The following is a 21,999-nucleotide window of genomic DNA, read 5'->3' as shown; positions in this document are numbered from 1 at the left end:
TGTACTACATAACCTAAAACCAGCGCCAGCAATAAAATCAAAAATACCTGAGCCCTGTTCACCGGCAAACAAATTGGGTTTTTAAATTTTATTTCATCAATTCCTTACCATTTCCCTGGCATTTTCCAGTGCGGCAGCTGTTGGCTTTTCACCGCTTAGCATTTGAGCAATAGCCAATATACGTTCTTCATTATTCAGGTTTCTAACTGCCGTTGCAATTTTATTGTTCTTTTCCTGCTTAAAAACAAAATAATGCACCGAAGCTTTTGCCGCAATTTGTGGTTGGTGGGTAATGGCAATTACCTGCCTTAAAGAAGACAATTTTTTTAAGATGATACCTGCCTGCTTTGCAGCTTCGCCGCTGATGCCGGTGTCTATTTCGTCAAATATTAAGGTTGGCAATTCCAGCTTTTCGGCTACCAGCGATTTTACGCACAACATAAGCCGGCTCAGTTCGCCACCACTGGCCACTTTGTGCAAGGGCTCAAACCTTGAGCTTTTGTTGGCATCAAACAAAAAAATTATGGTATCCGTTCCCCAAGTGGAAAGCTTGGCTTCTTCTACAGTAATTTTAAGCCTTGCGTTGGGCATACCCACCTGTGCAAGCAACTTATTTACATTGTTTACCAATGGTTGAACCTGTGCTTTGCGCTTTTGAGAAAGCTGGCCGGCAAGTAAATTGCAAGAGGCAAACAATGCTTCGGATTCTTTTAATTTTTCTTCAATTTGGAAGGAAATATTTAACTCATTGTTTAACTTTTGCTGTAAGTTATTTTGAATATCTAGCAAGGCTGAAGTTTCTTTTACAGCGTGCTTTTTCAGTAATTTATATCCTGCAGAAAGCCTGTCGTTAATTACTTGTATCCTTTGGGTATCGTAGGAAATTGTTGTTTCTATCCTTTCGAGCTCGGCTGCAATATCCTGTAATTCTATAAAGCTGTTTTGTGTTCTCTGTGCAAGGTCTTTAAGCGCCGGGTGATAAGTTTGCAGTGCATGTATTTTTTGCGATAGTATTCTAATTTGTTGTACAAGCGGCTGGTCGCTGTCTTTTAAATCAAAATAAATTGTTTGCAGGTGCTGTTTTATATTTTCGGCATTACTCAGCAATTTTAATTCTGCATCCAGCTCTTCCAACTCATTTTCTTTCAAAGCAATTTCGTTCAGTTCGTTAAATAAAAACTGGTTATAACCTGCTTCTTTAGCTGCAATTTCCTGCTGAGCCTGAAGCCTGCTTAACTCCTGTTTAAGCCCGGTATATTGAGCAAATTTTTGCTTAAGCCCTGCAAGTAAAATACTACTCCCTGCAAGCGCATCCAATACTTCCCGCTGAAAGTTTTCAGTGCCTAGTTCCAGTGTGTCAAATTGCTGGTTAAGGTCAACCAGCAGAGAAGCCAGCATTTTTAACTGAGATAGGTTTACGGGTGTATCGTTAATAAAACTCCTCGATTTTCCGTTGGCGGCAATTTCCCTCCTTAGCAAAAGGGTATTTTCATGATCCAGATGGTTTTGTTCCAAAAATAATTGTATCGCTTTATTTCCTGTTGCAAGGAACTCCCCTTCAATAATGGATTTTTTCGATGTATCCTGCAGCACACTGCTATCTGCCCTTTGGCCCAGTATGAGCCCCAATGCACCCATTACTATACTTTTGCCTGCGCCTGTTTCGCCGGTAATAATACTTAAGCCATTAAAAAAATCAAGCTCAAGGTTTTCAATAATTGCGTAATTGCTTATAGATAATTTTTGCAGCATTTGAAAAGCAAATTAGGAAATTTAAAGCGGCACAAAAGAATTTTATTTACAGGAGATAATTTTATTCTGTTAATCCTATTTTCTTCATAAAATAAATAGTATACTAAAAACAACCTGAATTAAATGCAGCAATGCCATTTTTTGTTTAGCAACCAGCTAAAACTCTAAAGAAACTTACCTTTTAAAGATATGGTAACCAGGAATTTACATTTATTTTTGCGTGTTTGAAATAATCAAAAAAAAATCTACTTATCCCATTCATTTCTTTTTTTATACCGGGCATTCCGGTATTATCTTTTCTTTCGCAATAAAACCATTTCCTAAAATGATATTCTTTATTTTATTTAAATTCATTATTAATCCACATTCCGTTTACAAAAAAAATCATATTTTTTTTTAACGGATATCCCTGTTATTTTTGTAAATGGTATAAATTTGGTTTTATTAAATATATATAATATGCAAAATGAAATAACATCAGGCAGTTTACCTTCTCATTCAAACAATGGAGGCGCCATTTCAAGGTTTTTAAACTGGTGTGATTTACAAGAGCCCAGTAAAATAAAATGGATTGGGTTTTCTATTTTGGGATATATTGGCGGCATCATTCCTTTAACTGCTATGCTCATTATTTTATCCGGAAATAGTTTTGCACTATGGTTGATCATAATTATTGCTGGAACAGCGGTACTTTCAGTTAACTTATCGGCAATGCCAACCAAAATAACTATTCCCACTTTGTTTGTTTCCATTGGCATCTCTGTAGTAATCTTGTTATATTGCCTGATAAGGTTACTCATGTAATTATCGTTTTCTGCAGCTGTAAATATTTTGCTTATATTGGGTGATATTTATTTGAATGAGCGGCACAACAGAATTTGAGGCTTTATTTAACCATGCTACAATAGGCATTATTGTTAGCAATAGCCAGGGGAAAATCATCAATTTTAATCCTTCTGCCGAATCCCAGTTTGGCTATTCCAAAAATGAAGTTATTGGTCAATCCCTAGAAATACTCCTGCCTGACCAGTTCAGGAAATTTCATGAAACATTAAGAAACAATTTTTATACCCATCCTTCCCCCCGGCGTATGGGCGAAGGCCGTGACCTTTATGGCAGAAAAAAAGGAGGCGCTGAATTTCCCATAGAAATAAGCCTTGGTTACTACAGCAATAACGGGCAACATTATGTAATTGCCTTTTCTATTGACATCAGTTCCAGGAAAAAAAGTGAAGAAATGGTGCTTAACCAGCGGGATGAATTAAAAAGGGTTACTACAGAAATTAAATTACTTAACGAAGAACTGGAGCAAAAAGTAAAAGCCCGTACCACAATGCTTATTGAAACGCTCAACCAACTGGAGCGCTCCAGGGAAGAGCTGAGCCGTTCTCTTGAAAATGAAAAAAATCTGAATGAATTAAAATCCAGGTTTGTTACAACGGCATCTCATGAGTTTCGCACTCCTTTGAGCACCATCCTTTCCTCCGCCTATTTACTGGAAAAATATAATGATACCCAGGAAGTAGAAAAGCGAAAAAAACACCTGCGCCATATTAAAGATGCCGTAGCCGATATGAAGGACATACTGGAAGATTTTTTATCGCTGGGTAAGCTGGAAGAAGGATTGGTAAGAGCCAATACTGTTACAGAAAGTGTAACAGTATTTATACAATATTTACAAGGTATTATAGATGAAACAATGCCCATTTGCAAAACCGGCCAGCAAATAATTTTACAACATACCGGCATTAGCCCGGTAACTATTGATAAGCATATTTTCAGAAATATCATGCTTAACCTAATTTCCAATGCCATAAAATTTTCGCCACAAAATGCAACCATTCATATAAGTTGTACTTTTGAAAAAAATAAATTTTCGGTAGTAGTGCAAGATGAAGGTATTGGCATATCAGAAGAAGACCAGCAGCATTTATTTGAACGTTTTTTCCGGGCAAAAAATGCTGCCAATATACAGGGAACCGGCCTTGGCTTGCACATTATTAGCAAGTACCTGGAGCTATTAAATGGATCAATACAATTAACCAGCGAATTAAACAATGGAACCAGCATTTCATTTACGGTTCCTTACAAGCAAGCAAAATGAAAACCATTTTAGTAATAGAAGACAATAATGAAGTAAGGGAAAATATTGCCGAAATACTTGAGCTTTCCAATTACAGGGTACTTACTGCGCCCGAAGGTAAAACCGGCGTAGAAACCGCACTTAAAGAAAAGCCCGACTTAATAGTATGCGACATAATGATGCCGGTGCTGGATGGCTATGGCGTTTTGCATTTATTAAATAAACATAACGACACTTACGGCACTCCCTTTATTTTTCTTACGGCTAAATCAGAAAAGTCTGATTTCAGAAAAGGAATGGAAATGGGTGCAGATGATTATATCACCAAACCATTTGACGGAATAGAACTGTTAAAAGCCATAGAAATAAGGCTCCAGAAAAACGAAACCTTAAAAATACAGGCACAATCCCCGGTGAGCCAGTTTTTAAATACCGCCGCAACTTTTAGCGAACAGCAACTCATTTCCGATAACAATGAAATTCAAAGCCTGGCCAAAAAGCAAAAAATTTATGCAGAAGGCAGGCGGCCCCATTCGGTATATTATATTGTAAACGGAAAAGTAAAAACCTATAAAATAAATGATAACGGCAAAGAATTTATTACCGATATTTTCAGCAAAGGCGATTTTTTTGGATTTAATGCCATTATTGAAGACAGGAATTATAGCGATAACGCCGATACACTTGAAGAAACAGATTTAATGCTGATACCAAGGGAAGAATTCCTTTCCCTGTTTACAAATGATGCACAGGTTTCGAAACATTTTATAAAACTCATCACCAAAAATGTATTTGAAAAAGAAGAGGCCTTAATCAACCTGGCTTATAATTCACTGCGTAAAAAAGTGGCCTTTGGCCTTATAAGGGTTTTAGAGAAATACCGCAATGAAAAAGCAGATAATAGCATTTCTGAACTTTCCAGGGAAAACCTTGCCCAACTAATTGGTGTGGCTACTGAATCGCTAATTCGTACCCTTGCCGACTTTAAATCGGAAGGTTTAATAAACCTTGAACCTTCGAAAATTATTATTATAAATGAAAAAAAAATAAGGGATTTGCCCTGCTAACTATTCTGTTTCCTGGCCTGGTGGGTTATTTTCGTCATAAAAACTTATACCAGATGAAGTTGCTTTTCCTGATACATTCGGTTTACTCATTTGTTCCCCTTCCTGGTTTTGCTTTTTTAAGGTCCATTTATCCGTAAGTGTTGTTTCAATCCATACATTTCCCGACTTACGGTAAACCTGCATATTAACGCCAAATTGTTTTTTAAATCCCATTTCCATTTCTGCAACGGTTAAGTTTTCATCTACAGGTATGGTACCCGAGCTATTTACTGAGCATATGGTATGAAACATTTCATGTGGCATGGCATACATTCCCTTTACCGTTCTTCGTTCGGTAAGGCTTTTCTTTAAAAATTCAATCTTCAAAAATGGATACAGTATGGAAAATTGCTGTTGGATTTCTTTTACCAGGCTCTCTTTTTTTACATTAATGGACATTCTAATTAATTAAAATTTATCCTTCAAAAATAACCAATATGCCTTCCTGTATTGGTAATCGTCGTCAGTAATATTTATGAGTTTTATCACAGCATACTGGTAGTTTAAGCTTTAAATTTGATAAAAACAATAGAAATGCTGGGAGAACTAAATGAAATTCAAATGCATAACTTATTAATGAGCCAGGCATCGGGCAGGTTGGGTTGCAGCGTTGATAACCAACCTTATATAGTACCGGTAACTTATGCCTACGATGGCAAGTACATTTACGGCCAATTGACAGAAGGCAAAAAACTGGAAATGCTCCGAAAAAACAATAAAGTATGTTTTGAAGTAGATATGGTAATGAACATGCAAAACTGGCAAGGAGTAATAGTATATGGAACTTTTGAAGAATTGAAAGGTAAAGATTTGAAAGAAGCAAAGGATATATTTTACAGCCAAAATTATCCCTTATCTACTGGCAATAAAGTGCATCCGCATGAACATGGCGTAAATGTAAAATTAGATGATAGCAACAGGGTTAAACCTGTGATGTACCGTATTAAAATAAAAAATAAAAGCGGAAGGTTTGAAAAGCAGTGAGTAAATTGAATGGAATAATTACGCCATTCTTTAAATTTAAATCCCAAAGACCTTTTGTTGCACCCTATTCATGCAATACCAGCAATGGAATTGCCGAATACAGGGCAAATTGCTTTGTCTGGCTTTTGTGAAAAATATTTTCAAAGAACCCATAAGTTTTATGTAACACAACCAGCAAATCAATTTGGTTAGCTAACACAAATTGGGTAATTGCATCTTCTGTATTCTCTCCTGTTATAAAATGAAATTGAGGATCCAGCACTTTAAGCTCCCTTTGTAAAGCGCCTGAGGCAAATACGGAATTTTCGTAAAACTGCTCCTGCTTGCCAAAATTTACAATATGTAAACTTGCCATAAAATCAGTAACCCAGTTTTTCAATAAGGCAAGTGCAGTTTTGGCAAGGTCTTTATCCAGGTCGCTGGCAAAGGCAATTTTTTTAATACCGGCAAAAGCAAAATTTGCCGGTACGGCAATAATAGGCCAATGCAAATGCTTTAATGCGTACACGGTATTGCTCCCAAAGAAAAACCGTTCTGCTGCTGTGGTTCCATGGCAGCCCATAACCACAGTATAAGGCTCCATATCTTCGCAAATATCTTTGAGGCAACCTATTAAAGAGCCTTCACTTACCTCGGTTTGCAAAAACAATGCTGGCCCTTTTGCATCCTGCAACCTTTCTTTAATAGTATCAAGTTGTCTTTTATTATCTGCAATAAGCGCCTCCATATCATAAACTATAGGCATTTCAGATACGGCTACAGGTATTTGGTAAGCATGAAAAAGTATAAGCCTGGCTTTTAACTGTAGTGCCATTTCTGCAGCATAATTGATAGCATTTTCTGCTGCGTCTGAAAAATCTGTTGCTACAATAATTGTTTTCATGATTATTTATTTAAGTGGTTTACCCAAAAACTCATCATCCTTGAGTTTTTAAAGCCCGGCGTCCATTATTTGCGCCTGTCATAACCCATAAATCAAGTGGCAAATTATTTGCCGAAAATTATTTTACATTTCAAATTTATTTTATTCATTAGCTTAATTTTACGACCAGGGTCAACATGGTTTATGAGATTGATCAATAACAGGTATCTTTAAAAGATGAAAAAAAATATAATAACACTTATTTTTTTCTTATGTACTGCAACTGAAATACAGGCACAAGCTTCATTGAATATTATGACTTTCAATATAAGGCTCAACCTGGTATCGGACAGCCTGGATGCATGGCCTTACCGTAAAGACCTTGTTGCATCTGAAGTGCTGTTTCATAATGTGGATATTTTAGGCGTTCAGGAAGCACTTTACGATCAAATGAAGGACCTGCAGCAGCGGTTACCCCATTTTAAATACCTTGGTGTTGGCCGGGATGACGGAAAAACAAAAGGTGAATTTTCGGCCATATTTTATAATAGTACCCGGCTAAGGGCTTTAGATACAAAAACTTTCTGGCTGAGTTTAACGCCTGATATACCAGGCAGTAAAAGCTGGGATGCCGCAATTACGAGAATAGTAACCTGGGTAAAATTCAAAGACCTTAAAACTCAAAAAATATTTTTTGTTTTCAATACCCATTTTGACCATATAGGCCGGGAAGCCCGTAAAAACAGCGCTATTTTACTCAAAGAAAAAGTATTTGCACTCACAGCAAAAAAACCGGCAATTATAATGGGTGATTTCAACAGTACCGAAGACGACGGGCCTATACAGATTTTACTCAACAAAAGCACTTCAAAATACTTTATTAATGCTAAAAATATTTCATCTGCTCCCCATTATGGCCCACAGGGTTCATTTACGGCGTTTGGGCCCAAAGAAATTTCCGATAAACCTATAGATTATATTTTTATAAAAGGAAAAGCCAAAGTGCTGAAACATGCAAATATTTCACAAACCTGGCAGGGCAGGTATGCATCAGATCATTTTGCCGTTTTTGCCCGTATTGTACTATAATTTAAAACAAACTTTAGCTTAAAAGCAATATTTATTAAACCAATTTATGACAAAAAAAAAGGCCGGCATTTTATCGTTGTTACTGTTTACCATAGTAGCAATATTGCATATTTTACATGAGTATGTTACGCCCATTTCTTCTGCTGTTTTAATGTGGAGCAGGTGGATTTTTATTGCCAGCCTCTTTATTTGGGGATGGTTTAAAAAATCTTTAACTACATGGATAATGATTGCCATGGCAATGGGTATTGAAATTGGCGTGGACTTTCCGGCATTTTCGCAAAACCTTCAATTTTTAAGTAAAATATTCTTAAGGTTAATAAAAACAATTGTTGCGCCATTACTATTTTCCACTTTAGTGGTTGGTATTGCCAGCCATAGCAACCTTAAGCAGGTGGGCCGAATGGGTTGGAAATCTATTTTATATTTTGAAGTGGTAACAACGCTGGCTTTAATCATAGGTTTAATTTTTATAAACCTCACCCAGGCGGGCGTAGGCATTGAGGTTCCCAAGGCATTACTTACGGAGCTGCCCAATGTTGTGCCTAAAACCTGGCAGGACCATATTATTGATATTTTTCCGGAAAATATCATCAAATCGGTTTATGAGGGCAATGTTTTACCAATTGTATTGTTTAGCGTTGTATTCGGTATATCGCTGGCTATGCTCAAAGAGCAAAAGAAAAAACCGATGCTTGAGTTTGCGGAGAGTTTAGCAGAAACCATGTTCAGGTTTACCAACATCATAATGTATTTTGCGCCCTTTGGAGTTGGCGCCGCTATTGCAGTAACAGTTGGGCATTTAGGCATTGATATTTTAAAAAACCTGGTAATATTATTGCTTACGCTTTATGTAGCTTTAATTGCATTTTTATTATTTGTATTGCTGCCCATTGCATTGTATGTTGCCAAAATTCCCATAAAAAAATTCATTCAGGCAATTAGGGAACCGGTATCTATTGCTTTTGCCACCACCAGTTCCGACTCTGCCCTGCCCATTGCCCTGGAAAATATGGAGCGCTTTGGTGTGCCCCGAAAAATTGTATCTTTTGTAATTCCTACGGGTTACACTTTTAACCTCGATGGTACAACTCTTTATCTTTCCCTTGCATCGGTATTTGTAGCACAGGCTGCAAATATGCATTTGGATTTTTGGCACCAGCTATTAATTGGTTTATCGCTAATGCTTACCAGCAAAGGCGTTGCTGCGGTTCCACGGGCTTCCCTGGTTATATTAATTGCTACCGCTTCTACTTTCAATTTTCCGCTTTGGCCCATTATGGCAATATATGGCATAGATGAATTAATGGATATGGCCCGTACCTCAGTTAATGTAATAGGCAATACATTGGCCAGTACGGTAATTGCCCGCTGGGAAGGTGAATTTGATGATGAAAAAGCAAAAAATTTTACAGAGGTTTAGTTCGATTTTCTGGCACGCCAACCTATTTTTAAAACAAATGATTTTACCGGAACTGTACTGCCTTTACCACACTTACTTTTCTCACCAGCAAAGCAGGAATTAATAAAGTAAGCATACAAACGATAAAGGTAATAAGGCACACAAAGAAAACCTGCCAGCAGTTAATGGCAACTGCAGCCGTTGAAATAAAGTAGGCTTCTTCATTTAATTTAATAAACCCGGTTTTCATTTGGGCAAAACATATTGCTAGCCCAAGTACGGCCCCAAGTACAATACCTGTTAATGCAATAAAAGAAGTGTTGTATAAAAATATCCCGCTTATGGTATTGTTGCTGGCGCCGAGTGCCTTTAAAACACCCGTCATGCGGATGCGCTCCAATACCAAAATAATAAGGCAGGTAATGAGGTTTACAACCGCAACGATAATCATTATTACAATGAGTATTTTTTTTATTTGCGATTGCAACTTTAGCCAGTCGAAAATATTGGGATATATTTCACTTATGCTCCTGCTGTACCAGGTTTGCGGCAGCTCTTCATAAATTTTATTGTTCATACTGTCCGTTTCCCGGTAATCTTTTAAATACACTTCATAAGCGGCAATATCGGCACTGTCCCATTTGTTGAGCCTGCGTAAAAGGTTGATATCGGCAATGGCAAAATTTTTATCGTACTCTTCAAGCCCGGTTTTAAATAAGCCTGCAACTGTTAATTTTCTTGCGGTTTTAGTACCGTCTTCTCTAAAAAAAAACACCAGCAGTTCATCACCCGGTTTTATATTAAGCCTGTTGGCAGTATAAGTGCTTATGTTTACTAGGTTGCTGTATCCGCTATCGGGAAAAGTAAGCCACTTACCCGATTGTAAAAATGGCTGCAACCTTGAAAAATGAAAATTTCGGTCAATGCCTTTTAACAAAACACTTTCAATATCGGAATTAAATTTTAGAATTGCCGATTTGGTTGCGTACTTTTCTACACTGGCTACCTGTGGTAAATTTTTTAAATAATTTTCTATGGTATCGTTGGCCGGGCTGGGATATTCTTCGGAGAGAACCGTGCCATTTCCCAAATTTTGTTGCACACGTATATGACCCCAAAAACTAAAAACTTTGTTGCTGATTACCTGCTGAAAACCATTGGCAAAACTTAAAGCCACTATCATTACTGCCACGCTTAATGCTGTAGCGCTTATAGCAAGCCCAATAATAAAACGGCTGAACGAATGTTGCTTTACTGAAGCTAATCTACGGGCAATGAAAAAGGAAAGGTTCAAAACAATTTATTTCGTACCTTTCAAAAGTAAATGAATTTACGCTATTCGATGAAAATACATACAGCAGTAAAACGATTTTATTTTCTTTTTTTACTTTTTTCTTTTACACAAAACCATGCCCAGGTAATTGAAAAAATTTACAAGCCTTATATTGCCACGGCACAATTATACGGCTTTGGCAACCAGCAGCAACTCCCCATTTATACGCTTAATAGCAAAGAGCCCATTCAACTGGAGTTTGACGACCTTGAAGGCAGCCTTAAAAGTTATTACTATACCTATGTACTATGTGATTACAACTGGCAGCCTGCCAACCTCAGCACATTTGATTACATAAAAGGCTTTACCCAAAACAGGATTACCAATTACCGTTATTCTTCTTATGCCTTAACCAGGTATACACATTATGAAGCTATACTGCCCGATGCTAATTCCCTTCCCGTAAAATCGGGCAACTACCTTTTAAAAATTTTTTTAAATGGCGATACATCCAACCTTGTTTTTACCAAACAAATGCTGGTGGTAGATGCAAATTCGGTGGTATCGGCACAGGTAGTGCAGCCGCTTGCGCCGCAATATTTTAAAACCCATCAACGGCTCGATTTATCGGTATTACTGCCCAAAGATATGAATGCCTTTAGCGCAATACAACAGGTAAAAGCCGTGATATTACAAAACAACCGATGGGATAATGCACAAAGAGATGTGGTTGCAAGTTTTCAAAGAAACAATACGCTTATTTATAATATGCAAAATGTGGGTTTATTTCCTGCAGGTAAAGAATGGCGCTGGCTCGACCTGAGAAGTTTCCGTTTACAAAGCGACCGGGTGGATAGCGCACATTATTTTAAAAAAAGTACCGACATTTTTCTTAAACCCGATGTGGACAGAACCGGGCAGCGATATGTTTATTTTCCCGATTATGATGGGATGTACAATATTATTTCTTACGAATCCATTAATCCGCATTACCAGGGTGATTATGCAACGGTAAACTTTCGGTATGCCCCGCCGGATGCAAAGCCCTATTTTGGCCAAAGCCTTTATTTATCTGCCGCATTTACAGAATACAAACCTGATGATAGATGGAAACTTCATTTTAATGATACAACCGGTTTTTATGAAACCTCGGCATATTTAAAACAAGGATATTATAATTATCAATACATTTTACAAAATGATGGTAACCCATCCTCACAAAAAACACTGGAAGGCGATTACTGGGAAACAGAAAACAGTTATACCATATTAATTTATTATAAATCGTTTACCGACCGTAACGACCAACTTATAGGCATTTCACAGGTAAATTCAAGAAGGGACAGGCCGGGATTTAGTTTTTAACTTACTTTTAAAATTGCTCACAATTTGAAAAGTAATTTTACTTTAAACATACTATATTTGCGCCCCGGCAAGTCTTATACGACCAGCTCCTGCTGAACTCCCCCAGAACCGGAAGGTAGCAAGGGTAAGTGGTTGAGCGGTGCGATATAAGTAACTTGCCGTTTTTAATTTCCTTTTTTCTAAAGGCAGCATTGCCAGCAAATGCTTAAATTTGCAAAAAAATACAATACATGAAATTCTTTTTAGATACTGCCAATCTTGCGCAAATAAAAGAAGCAAACGATTTAGGTATTTTAGATGGTGTAACTACCAACCCATCTTTAATGGCAAAGGAAGGCATTAAAGGAAAAGCTGCTATTGAAAAACATTATATTGACATTTGCAATATGGTGCAAGGCGATATTAGCGCCGAAGTAATATCAACAGATTTTGATGGTATTGTTGCCGAAGGAAAACATCTTGCCGCTTTACATAAAAATATTGTGGTAAAAGTGCCCATGATTAAAGAAGGTGTAAAAGCCATGAAATGGTTTAGCGATAATGGCATACGCACTAACTGCACTTTGGTATTTTCTGCAGGGCAGGCCATTTTAGCCGCCAAAGCCGGCGCTAAATATGTTTCTCCATTTATTGGAAGAATTGATGATACCGGCTGGTACGGCATTGAACTTATTCACCAAATCCGCCAGATATATTCTGTACAAGGTTTTAAAACAGAAATACTTGCAGCTTCAATCCGTAACGCAAACCATATTACCCAGTGTGCCGAAGCCGGAGCAGATGTTTGCACCTGCCCGCTTGATTCTATTTTAGGGTTACTTAAACATCCTTTAACTGATATTGGGTTAGCTAAATTTTTAGAAGACGCCAAGAAGTTTGTTTAATTAGTTGAAGTTTGAAAGTTGAATGACCAACGCCCACAGCCACATCCCCCAAGCTCCAAACTATTTCTTACTTCAACCAACTCAACAACTAATTACTTATCCCCACCCTTTCTCTTACAAACTCATTATTATTAAGTTCATTTACCATAAACAAAGCAATATCGCCTGAAGTAATGTGGTAATGATTTGTTTCCGGCGGATGATTTGCAGCCGTGGTATAAATTCCGGTAGGCCCTTCGTACAATATTTCAGGTGCACCAAGTAAGGTCCATTTTAAATTGGAGGCTGCAAGATGTTTGTATGCTTCAAAGTGTTCCTTAGAAACATTGTAAAAGTGCAGGGGAAAATTATCAGAGTCCATCATCAATTCTCCATTTACTTTTGTAAGGTCATCTAATATACCCAAGCCGCCTACACTAATAATCCTATCCACTCCTGCCCTTTGCATTTGCTGCACAATATTTTTCATTCCCAGGGAGCGGCTTTTGTCTGTACCATCCATTGCGCCGCCAATAACAGAAAGTACAGCATCGCTTCCTAAAATGGCATTATATACCGCCTCTTCATCAAATAAAGTTCCGGGCAGCAGTTCTAAACTTTTATTTTCCCTAAAAGCTGCTGTAAAAACATTACGGCCATAAGCCCTTACCGTATGGCCTTCATTTAAAAAAGTTTTAACAATTTGCTTCCCAACCTTTCCAGTGGCGCCAAAAATGGTGATTATCATTTTGATTGTTTTAGAACTTACAAGTTAAATATTTTTTGTTTTTGTTTTTTGAAATGCAGGGTTTTTAACATATATGGAAGGATGTTAATTATTACAAAACACTATGGAAAAACACATATTTGGCATTATCTTGCAAAACATTTAAATTTAAAAAATACATTTATTCAGTAATGAAAAAATATTTACTCCTCCTGGCAATTTTACCTTTTACAAGTTTTGCACAAACTGCAACTACAAAAATAAAATCCAAAGACATAGCAGTTAATCAATCGGGATTTACAATTAACGGAACGGTAAAAGGGTATGAAGATGGTACATTGGTAAATTTACTTAACCCCAATAGCGGCCAGCCCGAAGCTTCGGCAACGCTTAAAGCAGGCAAGTTTTTATTATCGGGCAAAATGCCATTTCCCGATGTGCGGTTAATAAATTTTAATAATGAACAAAAATATATTACACTTTTTTTAGACAACAGCACAATTCATTTATCTACCTACCGGGATTCTGTTCAAAATGCTACGGTAACAGGCTCTGCTTCTCATACCGAGTTTATGGACTACTTAAAAGTTACCAAACCTTATGAAGGTTTAATAAACCAGCAGGGCCGCTACGATGCTGCCACAACGGCTAAAGCAAGTGATGTACTTGAAAATTTTACAAAATCGCACCCTGGGTCTTATGTTTCACCATTGGCCTTGTACCGCCATTTTCAAATAAATAACGATGCCATAAAAGTAGAAGAAATTTTTAATTCTTTTACCCAGGCAGTAAGAACATCTCCGGTTGGAAATTATATTTCCCAAATTATTGCAGAAGAAAAGAAGTTTCCCATTGGTAAACCATTAGCCGATTTTTCGCAGGAAGATAAAGATGGCAATAAAATATCGTTATCCTCTTTTAAAGGAAAATATGTGCTGGTAGATTTTTGGGCAAGTTGGTGCAGGCCATGCCGTGCAGAAAACCCCAACCTGGTAAGGAGCTTTGCTGCTTTTAAAGATAAAAATTTTACCATATTCGGTGTGTCGCTCGATAAAGAAAAACAAAAGTGGCTGGATGCGGTAGCAGAAGACGGTTTAAACTGGACGCAGGTAAGCGACCTTAAAGGCTGGGGAAATGCGGTTGCACAGCAATTTGGCATTAATAGCATACCGCAAAGTTTTTTACTCGACCCTAATGGAAATGTAATTGGCAAAAACCTGCGAGGCGCTGCATTAGAAAACAAGCTGAATGCGGTTTTAAAATAACCCTCTATTTTTTTTGTATTATATAAAAGCCGCCACATTACTTGGCGGCTTTTTGAGTTGAAGTTTAACGGAAAGAGTTATTTGCGAATTGAAGTTCCCCAAATCCATTTAAAAAATTCCGGGAAAGCCCTTGCCCAGGTTGCCACATCGTGCCTGCCATCTTTAAGTTCCAGGTATTGAATATCTGTTTTGCTGCTGTACCCTTTTTTAACCAATTCATCAATAGTTGCACAGGTATCGTCAATTGAATCAATAACGCCATTGCTGTTGCGGTCTTCTGTTTCATCGAGTGTACCTACCTCAAAAAAAAATTTTAACCATGGATTATAGCTGCCTTCCCTGATTTGCTTTTGCATTATGCGGTTTATATTCTCATCAAAACCTTTATCCAGGTGGCTTTTATCACGCCACCATAGCGAGCCGCTAAATACAGCAGCAAATCGAAATTCGTAATGCTGGTTCCACACAATATCCAATGCACAAAGCCCACCCAGCGAAAACCCGGCAAAGGATTTGTCTTTAAATGAATTTATGCGGTATTCTTTTCTTAAAAAAGGCAGCAGTTCCAGCATAATAAATGCGGTATATAAATGTGCTTTTGCGCCACGGCCTTTATAATCCAAAAACCTTGCTGTACCATATTCGTTTTTTCGGTCGGTGGAACAATGTATGCCTACACAAAAAATGGGTTCAATTTCTTTAGTTCGAATGAGGGAGCCCAACATTGCATCAAATGGCATTTTGGGAAGGTCTTGCCCGTCATTAATCAAAATAAGGCTTATGTTATTAAGGCTAGGTATGCCGGCCGGAATATAACAGTCAATAATTACTTCCCTTTCGAGGTACAGGGAATAGTAAAGATGTTGCGTAACAATCAAAGCCTCTTCGGTGCTTTTTAACAGGGTCATAGCCCAAAAATAGGTAAAGCTTGCATAAGATGCCAGTCTTTTGGCAAAAAACAAAACATTTTTGTTTTATTGGCAGGTACAAAATATATTTGAATAGCAGAGCCACAAATTAATTTTATCATCAATTAAATATTTATTATGAAGAAAATAGGAATGTTATTCGGTAAAGAAAGAAGCTTTCCGGATGCTTTTGTAGAAAGGGTAAACAGTAAAGCGGTACCGGGTATAGTAGCAGAAGCAGTAAGAATAGACAAAGTAATGCAGGGCGAACAAACTGAATATGCTGTAATATTTGACCGCATCAGCCAGGATGTTCCCTTTTACAGGGCTTATTTAAAAAACGCCGCATTGTGCGGCACAGCAGTTATCAATAATCCATTTTGGTGGAGTGCAGATGAAAAATTTTTTAATAATTGCCTTGCAACAAAAATTGGCGTACCTGTTCCTAAAACGGTTATATTACCTTCAAGGGATTTGCCACCCGATACTTCAGCCGAATCGTTCAGCAACCTTGGTTATCCTTTGGATTGGGACGGTATTTTTAAGTACATTGGTTTCCCTGCTTACATGAAGCCTTTTGCCGGCGGCGGATGGAAAAGTGTTTACCAGTTAAACAGCATGGATGAATTTTTTGAAAAACATGCCGAAACAGAACAATTGGTGATGATGCTGCAGGAAGAAATTAAATTTGAAGAGTATTATCGCTGTTATTGCATTGGCGGAAAATATGTACGCATTATGCCTTACGAGCCCCGCAACCCACATCACCTGCGCTATGTGGCCGACTTCTCCCCTTCGCCAGAAAGTTATAAATTAATGGAAGATATTGTGCTGCGTATTTGCCGCTACCTGGGCTACGATTTTAATACCGTAGAACTGGCCTTACGCAATGGCGTACCGTATGCCATTGATTTTTGCAACCCTGCCCCAGATGCGGAAGTAACCAGTGTAGGACAGGAAAATTTTGACTGGGTGGTGGAAACCGCAGCAACTTATGCCATTGAAAAAGCACAAGCCCATGTAGAGGGCGCCGATAACCTTACCTGGGGAGAATACATAAAAAGAAGTAGCAACAAACAAAAACTTTTTTAATTACAGTATAATGTGAAAGGTATCATGTATCATTTACTAAATTAATGTTACGCTACTCTTTCCAGTTTCAATTATCCACTTTCAACTAATATAAATGGCAAATATTTCTTACAAGCATTTTACCCTTGGTGTTGAAGAAGAATACATGGTACTTGACCCTAAAACCTGTGAATTAAAAAGCCACGACCAGAAAATTGTACAGGAAGGTCAAAAAATTATTAAGGATAAAGTAAAAGCAGAAATGCACCAGGCCGTTGTAGAAGTAGGTACCGACATTTGTGCCGATGTAGATGAAGCTTTTATTGATGTAGCCACACTCCGCAAAACCATTAGCAGTATTGCTGAAGATTTAGACCTATGGGTAGGCGCAAGTGGCACGCATCCCTTTAGCCATTGGGAAAGCCAAATGATTACGGAGCATGTACGCTACAATGAAATTGTAAATGAATTGCAGGAGGCGGCACGCAGCAACCTTATTTTTGGCTTGCATGTGCATGTAGGCATGGAAACCCGTGAAATGGCTATTCATATTGCCAACTCGGCCCGATATTTTTTACCGCATATTTATGCACTTAGCACCAACTCACCATTTTGGGAAGGCCGAAAAACCGGGTATAAAAGTTTTCGCACCAAGGTATTTGACAAATTTCCACGAACCGGCATACCCGATTTTTTTGAAAGCATAGAAGCTTATGACAACTATGTAAAATTATTAATTAAAACCAATTGTATTGATAATGCAAAGAAAATATGGTGGGATTTAAGGGTACACCCGTTTTTTAATACGGTTGAGTTCAGGGTTTGTGATATCCCTATGACGGTGCAGGAAACTATTACTATTGCAGCATTGTTCCAGGCTATTTGTGCAAAATTGTACAAGCTCAGAACACAGAATCTTAATTTTATAATCTATCCCAGAAACCTCGTAAATGAAAATAAATGGCGGGCCAGCCGTTATGGTATTGAAGGCAGTATGATAGATTTTGGGAAAGAATCTGAAGTGAATACCAGGGTGCTTATTTATGAATTACTTGATTTTGTGAGTGATGTAGTACCTCATTTGGGCAGCCAGCACTATATAAGCCATGTACATAAAATATTGGAGCAAGGAACCGGCGCCGACAGGCAGCTTAAAGTATATGAAGAAACCGGCAGCCTGCCTTCGGTAGTAAAACACATACATGAGAATTTTTTAGCCGGATTATAACAAAAGCAAAGAGATTTTGTTTTATCTTTGCTGTCCAAAAATGGCTGCGTAGCTCAACTGAATAGAGCATCTGACTACGGATCAGAAGGTTTTAGGTTTGAATCCTAACGCGGTCACCACACAGGAGGTTATCCCAAATGATAATCTCTTTTTTATGTTTAGTACTTATATACTTTATTCCGAAGCAATCAATAAATTTTATATCGGGTTTACCGGGGAAGAGGTACAATTTAGATTAGCCAAACATCTCGCTCACCATAAAGGTTTTACCGCAAAAGCAAAAGACTGGAAAATAGTGCATACCGAAAATTTTGAAAATAAGCTACAAGCACAAACCAGAGAAAAACAAATTAAAGGCTGGAAAAACGCTGAACGTATATGGAATTTAATAAGGCGTAGCGCAACCCAATAGAGCATCCCGACATACCTGTCGGGAAGGTTTTAGGTTTGAATCCTAACGCGGTCACCACACAGGAGGTTATCCCAAATGATAATCTCTTTTTATGTTTAGTACTTATATACTTTATTCCGAAGCAATCAATAAATTTTATATCGGGTTTACCGGGGAAGAGGTACAATTTAGATTAGCCAAACATCTCGCTCACCATAAAGGTTTTACCGCAAAAGCAAAAGACTGGAAAATAGTGCATACCGAAAATTTTGAAAATAAGCTACAAGCACAAACCAGAGAAAAACAAATTAAAGGCTGGAAAAACGCTGAACGTATATGGAATTTAATAAGGCGTAGCGCAACCCAATAGAGCATCCCGACATACCTGTCGGGAAGGTTTTAGGTTTGAATCCTAACGCGGTCACCACACAGGAGGTTATCCCAAATGATAATCTCTTTTTTATGTTTAGTACTTATATACTTTATTCCGAAGCAATCAATAAATTTTATATCGGGTTTACCGGGGAAGAGGTACAATTTAGATTAGCCAAACATCTCGCTCACCATAAAGGTTTTACCGCAAAAGCAAAAGACTGGAAAATAGTGCATACCGAAAATTTTGAAAATAAGCTACAAGCACAAACCAGAGAAAAACAAATTAAAGGCTGGAAAAACGCTGAACGTATATGGAATTTAATAAGGCGTAGCGCAACCCAATAGAGCATCCCGACATACCTGTCGGGAAGGTTTTAGGTTTGAATCCTAACGCGGTCACCACACAGGAGGTTATCCCAAATGATAATCTCTTTTTTATGTTTAGTACTTATATACTTTATTCCGAAGCAATCAATAAATTTTATATCGGGTTTACCGGGGAAGAGGTACAATTTAGATTAGCCAAACATCTCGCTCACCATAAAGGTTTTACCGCAAAAGCAAAAGACTGGAAAATAGTGCATACCGAAAATTTTGAAAATAAGCTACAAGCACAAACCAGAGAAAAACAAATTAAAGGCTGGAAAAACGCTGAACGTATATGGAATTTAATAAGGCGTAGCGCAACCCAATAGAGCATCCCGACATACCTGTCGGGAAGGTTTTAGGTTTGAATCCTAACGCGGTCACCACACAGGAGGTTATCCCAAATGATAATCTCTTTTTTATGTTTAGTACTTATATACTTTATTCCGAAGCAATCAATAAATTTTATATCGGGTTTACCGGGGAAGAGGTACAATTTAGATTAGCCAAACATCTCGCTCACCATAAAGGTTTTACCGCAAAAGCAAAAGACTGGAAAATAGTGCATACCGAAAATTTTGAAAATAAGCTACAAGCACAAACCAGAGAAAAACAAATTAAAGGCTGGAAAAACGCTGAACGTATATGGAATTTAATAAGGCGTAGCGCAACCCAATAGAGCATCCCGACATACCTGTCGGGAAGGTTTTAGGTTTGAATCCTAACGCGGTCACCACACAGGAGGTTATCCCAAATGATAATCTCTTTTTTATGTTTAGTACTTATATACTTTATTCCGAAGCAATCAATAAATTTTATATCGGGTTTACCGGGGAAGAGGTACAATTTAGATTAGCCAAACATCTCGCTCACCATAAAGGTTTTACCGCAAAAGCAAAAGACTGGAAAATAGTGCATACCGAAAATTTTGAAAATAAGCTACAAGCACAAACCAGAGAAAAACAAATTAAAGGCTGGAAAAACGCTGAACGTATATGGAATTTAATAAGGCGTAGCGCAACCCAATAGAGCATCCCGACATACCTGTCGGGAAGGTTTTAGGTTTGAATCCTAACGCGGTCACCACAAGAGGTTATCCCAAATGATAATCTCTTTTTTATGTTTAGTACTTATATCCTTTATTCCAAAGCAATCAATAAATTTTATATCGGGTTTACCGGGGAAGAGGTACATTTTAGATTAGCCAAACATCTCGCTCACCATAAAGGTTTTACCGCAAAAACAAAAGACTGGAAAATAGTGCATATCGTGTCATTTCATATTTATTAAAATATAAACTATTCATTAAGTGACATTAAAAAAAAGTTAATAGCAAAAAGCAAAAATCCAAACAGCACCCATATGTGTTAAAATAAAAATCTGTTTAAAAAATATGCTTATTAACAAATATTTAAAATTTATTAACATTATGATTAATAGAAATATTTTTTAAAAAATTAAACAAAATATTTTAAATAATTTATTTTCAACTATATATATAGTTAAAACATTTTAACTAATTTTAAATATATTGAGCCACTTATTATAATTATTAACAAATTACTATATTAATTAAAAAGAAAACAATACTTTTTAATTTTATTATTAAAGATATTCCTACCTTAGCTTTCAATTTTAACATTTTGCTCTTCTTGTATATTTATGCTCGATAAACAGACAGTTTATAAAAAGCAAATTCAAAAACATCTCTACTTTGGTGGAGAATTATCCTGTTCGGACTTAAGTGACCTTACAGAGAAAAGCATTCCCCTTACCTCAAAAATTATAAATGAACTTATTGATGAAGGGTCGGTAATTGAGAGTGGTTTTGCAAATTCTACAGGCGGCAGGCGCCCGCAAATGTATTCGCTTAAGAGCGATGTGATGTATATAGTGGCTGTATCTATGGATCAGTTGGTAACCCGTGTGGCGATATTGGATATGCAGAATAATTTTGCATTCCCCATTGAAAATTTTGAGCTTACCCTTGCCAATAACCCGAAATCTTTATACCAGCTTTTAGACCTTCTAAAAAATTATATCCAAAAATCCGGCATCGCTAAAAATAAAATTGTGGGCATTGGTATAGGTATGCCGGGATTTGTTGACATTAAAAAAAGCATCAATAATACCTATCTAAAACCTGCACGTGGAAACGTAGTGAGTGAGTTGGAGTCGGAATTGGGAGTACCTGTTTTTATTGATAACGACTCCAGCCTTGTTGCCCTTGCTGAATTGAAATTTGGCAAAGCCCGTAACAGAAAAAATTCCATGGTTATAAATATAGGCTGGGGTGTGGGTTTAGGAATGATATTAAATGGCGAATTATTCAGAGGCAATAATGGATTTGCCGGCGAATTCAGCCATATACCCATTTTTACCAATAATAAAATTTGTGGTTGTGGCAAAAGCGGTTGCCTGGAAACAGAAACCTCACTACTGGTTATAATTGACAAAGCTATTAAAGGCATTAAAGAGGGAAAATCTACCTCCTTAAAAGATATAAGCATGGATCACCCAGAAGCTGCAGCCCATAGTATTATTGAGGCTGCACTTCATGGCGATTCGTTCTCCATAGATTTAATTACAGAAGTTGGTTATAATATTGGCCGTGGCGTTGCCATTCTCATCCATATATTAAACCCCGAATTGATTGTACTTAGCGGCCGTGGCTCATTAGCAGGCCGACTTTGGCGTGCTCCTATACAACAGGCAATTAACAAGCTTTGCATTCCAAAAATTGCCGAAGACACTACAATTGAAATATCACAAATGAACTACCAGGCAGAAATTATTGGTACGGCCTGCCTGGTAATGGACCAAATAGACAAAAGAAAATTTTTATTAACCCATGAAAAGTCATTGATTTCCTAATTGAAAAACAATTGT

General features: G+C 37.4%; 25 protein-coding genes, 1 tRNA gene and 1 other RNA gene. 20 read left to right on the top strand and 7 right to left on the bottom strand.

Annotation, left to right across the window (positions count from 1 at the left end; genetic code table 11):
• Positions 1-96: 96 nt before the first annotated feature.
• Both recN and IPO46_11545 read right to left on the bottom strand, forming a co-directional pair.
• Positions 97-1,752 (bottom strand): DNA repair protein RecN, encoded by a 1,656-nt coding sequence (recN, locus tag IPO46_11550; GenBank protein ID QQS62707.1) that lies wholly within the window; start codon positions 1,750-1,752, stop codon positions 97-99.
• A 494-nt stretch (positions 1,753-2,246) separates the two neighbouring features.
• Positions 2,247-2,552 (bottom strand): hypothetical protein, encoded by a 306-nt coding sequence (locus IPO46_11545; GenBank protein QQS62706.1) that lies wholly within the window; start codon positions 2,550-2,552, stop codon positions 2,247-2,249.
• 59 nt (positions 2,553-2,611) lie between these two features.
• On the opposite strand from IPO46_11545, the gene IPO46_11540 reads away from it, so the two are divergent.
• Complete coding sequence (locus tag IPO46_11540; protein QQS62705.1) at positions 2,612-3,856, top strand: PAS domain S-box protein; 1,245 nt, start codon at positions 2,612-2,614, stop codon at positions 3,854-3,856.
• Positions 3,853-4,902: a response regulator gene (locus IPO46_11535; protein QQS62704.1), complete on the top strand. Its 1,050-nt coding sequence runs from the start codon at positions 3,853-3,855 to the stop codon at positions 4,900-4,902. Before IPO46_11540 ends, IPO46_11535 begins: the two co-directional genes overlap by 4 nt.
• Here the strand turns inward: IPO46_11535 and IPO46_11530 are convergent, their stop codons facing one another.
• Positions 4,903-5,340 carry a hypothetical protein gene (locus IPO46_11530; protein QQS62703.1) on the bottom strand — a complete coding sequence of 146 codons (438 nt, stop codon included), beginning with the start codon at positions 5,338-5,340 and terminating at the stop codon, positions 4,903-4,905.
• A gap of 117 nt (positions 5,341-5,457) precedes the next feature.
• Between IPO46_11530 and IPO46_11525 the strand changes: the two genes are divergently transcribed.
• On the top strand, positions 5,458-5,925 hold the full coding sequence (locus IPO46_11525; protein ID QQS62702.1) for a pyridoxamine 5'-phosphate oxidase family protein: 468 nt from the start codon (positions 5,458-5,460) through the stop codon (positions 5,923-5,925).
• A 64-nt stretch (positions 5,926-5,989) separates the two neighbouring features.
• Here the strand turns inward: IPO46_11525 and IPO46_11520 are convergent, their stop codons facing one another.
• Positions 5,990-6,808 (bottom strand): universal stress protein, encoded by an 819-nt coding sequence (locus tag IPO46_11520; GenBank protein ID QQS62701.1) that lies wholly within the window; start codon positions 6,806-6,808, stop codon positions 5,990-5,992.
• A 216-nt stretch (positions 6,809-7,024) separates the two neighbouring features.
• Between IPO46_11520 and IPO46_11515 the strand changes: the two genes are divergently transcribed.
• Together IPO46_11515 and IPO46_11510 are read left to right on the top strand one after the other, a co-directional pair.
• Positions 7,025-7,876 (top strand): endonuclease/exonuclease/phosphatase family protein, encoded by an 852-nt coding sequence (locus IPO46_11515; GenBank protein QQS62700.1) that lies wholly within the window; start codon positions 7,025-7,027, stop codon positions 7,874-7,876.
• 46 nt (positions 7,877-7,922) lie between these two features.
• Positions 7,923-9,299 (top strand): cation:dicarboxylase symporter family transporter, encoded by a 1,377-nt coding sequence (locus tag IPO46_11510; protein QQS62699.1) that lies wholly within the window; start codon positions 7,923-7,925, stop codon positions 9,297-9,299.
• 43 nt (positions 9,300-9,342) lie between these two features.
• Here IPO46_11510 and IPO46_11505 read toward each other — a convergent pair whose 3' ends face one another.
• Positions 9,343-10,572: an ABC transporter permease gene (locus IPO46_11505; GenBank protein QQS62698.1), complete on the bottom strand. Its 1,230-nt coding sequence runs from the start codon at positions 10,570-10,572 to the stop codon at positions 9,343-9,345.
• A 48-nt stretch (positions 10,573-10,620) separates the two neighbouring features.
• Between IPO46_11505 and IPO46_11500 the strand changes: the two genes are divergently transcribed.
• From IPO46_11500 to fsa, 3 genes are all read left to right on the top strand, one after another.
• Entirely contained in the window at positions 10,621-11,916 is a 1,296-nt protein-coding gene (locus IPO46_11500; protein QQS62697.1) for a DUF5103 domain-containing protein, read from the top strand.
• A gap of 65 nt (positions 11,917-11,981) precedes the next feature.
• An RNA gene (ffs, locus tag IPO46_11495) (signal recognition particle sRNA small type) lies at positions 11,982-12,080 on the top strand.
• Between the two features lie 66 nt (positions 12,081-12,146).
• On the top strand, positions 12,147-12,800 hold the full coding sequence (fsa, locus tag IPO46_11490; GenBank protein QQS62696.1) for a fructose-6-phosphate aldolase: 654 nt from the start codon (positions 12,147-12,149) through the stop codon (positions 12,798-12,800).
• Between the two features lie 88 nt (positions 12,801-12,888).
• Here fsa and IPO46_11485 read toward each other — a convergent pair whose 3' ends face one another.
• Positions 12,889-13,527, bottom strand: coding sequence for an NAD(P)H-binding protein (locus tag IPO46_11485; protein ID QQS62695.1), 639 nt, complete (start codon positions 13,525-13,527; stop codon positions 12,889-12,891).
• Between the two features lie 170 nt (positions 13,528-13,697).
• Here IPO46_11485 and IPO46_11480 point away from each other — a divergent pair, with 170 nt between their 5' ends.
• The gene (locus IPO46_11480; protein ID QQS62694.1) at positions 13,698-14,771 is read left to right on the top strand and encodes an AhpC/TSA family protein; all 1,074 of its coding nucleotides are present in this window, start codon (positions 13,698-13,700) and stop codon (positions 14,769-14,771) included.
• A gap of 77 nt (positions 14,772-14,848) precedes the next feature.
• On the opposite strand, the gene IPO46_11475 is transcribed toward IPO46_11480, so the two are convergent.
• Complete coding sequence (locus tag IPO46_11475) at positions 14,849-15,679, bottom strand: esterase (GenBank protein QQS62693.1); 831 nt, start codon at positions 15,677-15,679, stop codon at positions 14,849-14,851.
• A gap of 138 nt (positions 15,680-15,817) precedes the next feature.
• On the opposite strand from IPO46_11475, the gene IPO46_11470 reads away from it, so the two are divergent.
• From IPO46_11470 to IPO46_11420, 11 genes are all read left to right on the top strand, one after another.
• On the top strand, positions 15,818-16,771 hold the full coding sequence (locus tag IPO46_11470; GenBank protein QQS62692.1) for a hypothetical protein: 954 nt from the start codon (positions 15,818-15,820) through the stop codon (positions 16,769-16,771).
• 94 nt (positions 16,772-16,865) lie between these two features.
• Positions 16,866-17,978, top strand: a complete 1,113-nt coding sequence (locus IPO46_11465; protein ID QQS62691.1) for a carboxylate-amine ligase — start codon at positions 16,866-16,868, stop codon at positions 17,976-17,978.
• Positions 17,979-18,020: 42 nt separating this feature from the next.
• A tRNA-Arg gene (locus IPO46_11460) sits at positions 18,021-18,097 on the top strand.
• A gap of 35 nt (positions 18,098-18,132) precedes the next feature.
• On the top strand, positions 18,133-18,390 hold the full coding sequence (locus IPO46_11455; protein ID QQS62690.1) for a GIY-YIG nuclease family protein: 258 nt from the start codon (positions 18,133-18,135) through the stop codon (positions 18,388-18,390).
• A 91-nt stretch (positions 18,391-18,481) separates the two neighbouring features.
• The gene (locus tag IPO46_11450) at positions 18,482-18,739 is read left to right on the top strand and encodes a GIY-YIG nuclease family protein (GenBank protein QQS62689.1); all 258 of its coding nucleotides are present in this window, start codon (positions 18,482-18,484) and stop codon (positions 18,737-18,739) included.
• 92 nt (positions 18,740-18,831) lie between these two features.
• Complete coding sequence (locus tag IPO46_11445) at positions 18,832-19,089, top strand: GIY-YIG nuclease family protein (protein QQS62688.1); 258 nt, start codon at positions 18,832-18,834, stop codon at positions 19,087-19,089.
• Between the two features lie 92 nt (positions 19,090-19,181).
• Positions 19,182-19,439, top strand: coding sequence for a GIY-YIG nuclease family protein (locus IPO46_11440; protein ID QQS62687.1), 258 nt, complete (start codon positions 19,182-19,184; stop codon positions 19,437-19,439).
• Positions 19,440-19,531: 92 nt separating this feature from the next.
• Positions 19,532-19,789 carry a GIY-YIG nuclease family protein gene (locus IPO46_11435; GenBank protein ID QQS62686.1) on the top strand — a complete coding sequence of 86 codons (258 nt, stop codon included), beginning with the start codon at positions 19,532-19,534 and terminating at the stop codon, positions 19,787-19,789.
• Between the two features lie 92 nt (positions 19,790-19,881).
• Complete coding sequence (locus IPO46_11430) at positions 19,882-20,139, top strand: GIY-YIG nuclease family protein (protein ID QQS62685.1); 258 nt, start codon at positions 19,882-19,884, stop codon at positions 20,137-20,139.
• Positions 20,140-20,229: 90 nt separating this feature from the next.
• Positions 20,230-20,400 carry a GIY-YIG nuclease family protein gene (locus IPO46_11425; protein QQS62684.1) on the top strand — a complete coding sequence of 57 codons (171 nt, stop codon included), beginning with the start codon at positions 20,230-20,232 and terminating at the stop codon, positions 20,398-20,400.
• A 372-nt stretch (positions 20,401-20,772) separates the two neighbouring features.
• Entirely contained in the window at positions 20,773-21,984 is a 1,212-nt protein-coding gene (locus IPO46_11420) for an ROK family protein (protein ID QQS62683.1), read from the top strand.
• Positions 21,985-21,999 lie beyond the last annotated feature (15 nt).

This window comes from Chitinophagaceae bacterium (genome assembly GCA_016699815.1).
Lineage (GTDB): Bacteria > Bacteroidota > Bacteroidia > Chitinophagales > Chitinophagaceae > Ferruginibacter.
This window is presented reverse-complemented; position numbering and strand designations above follow the sequence as displayed.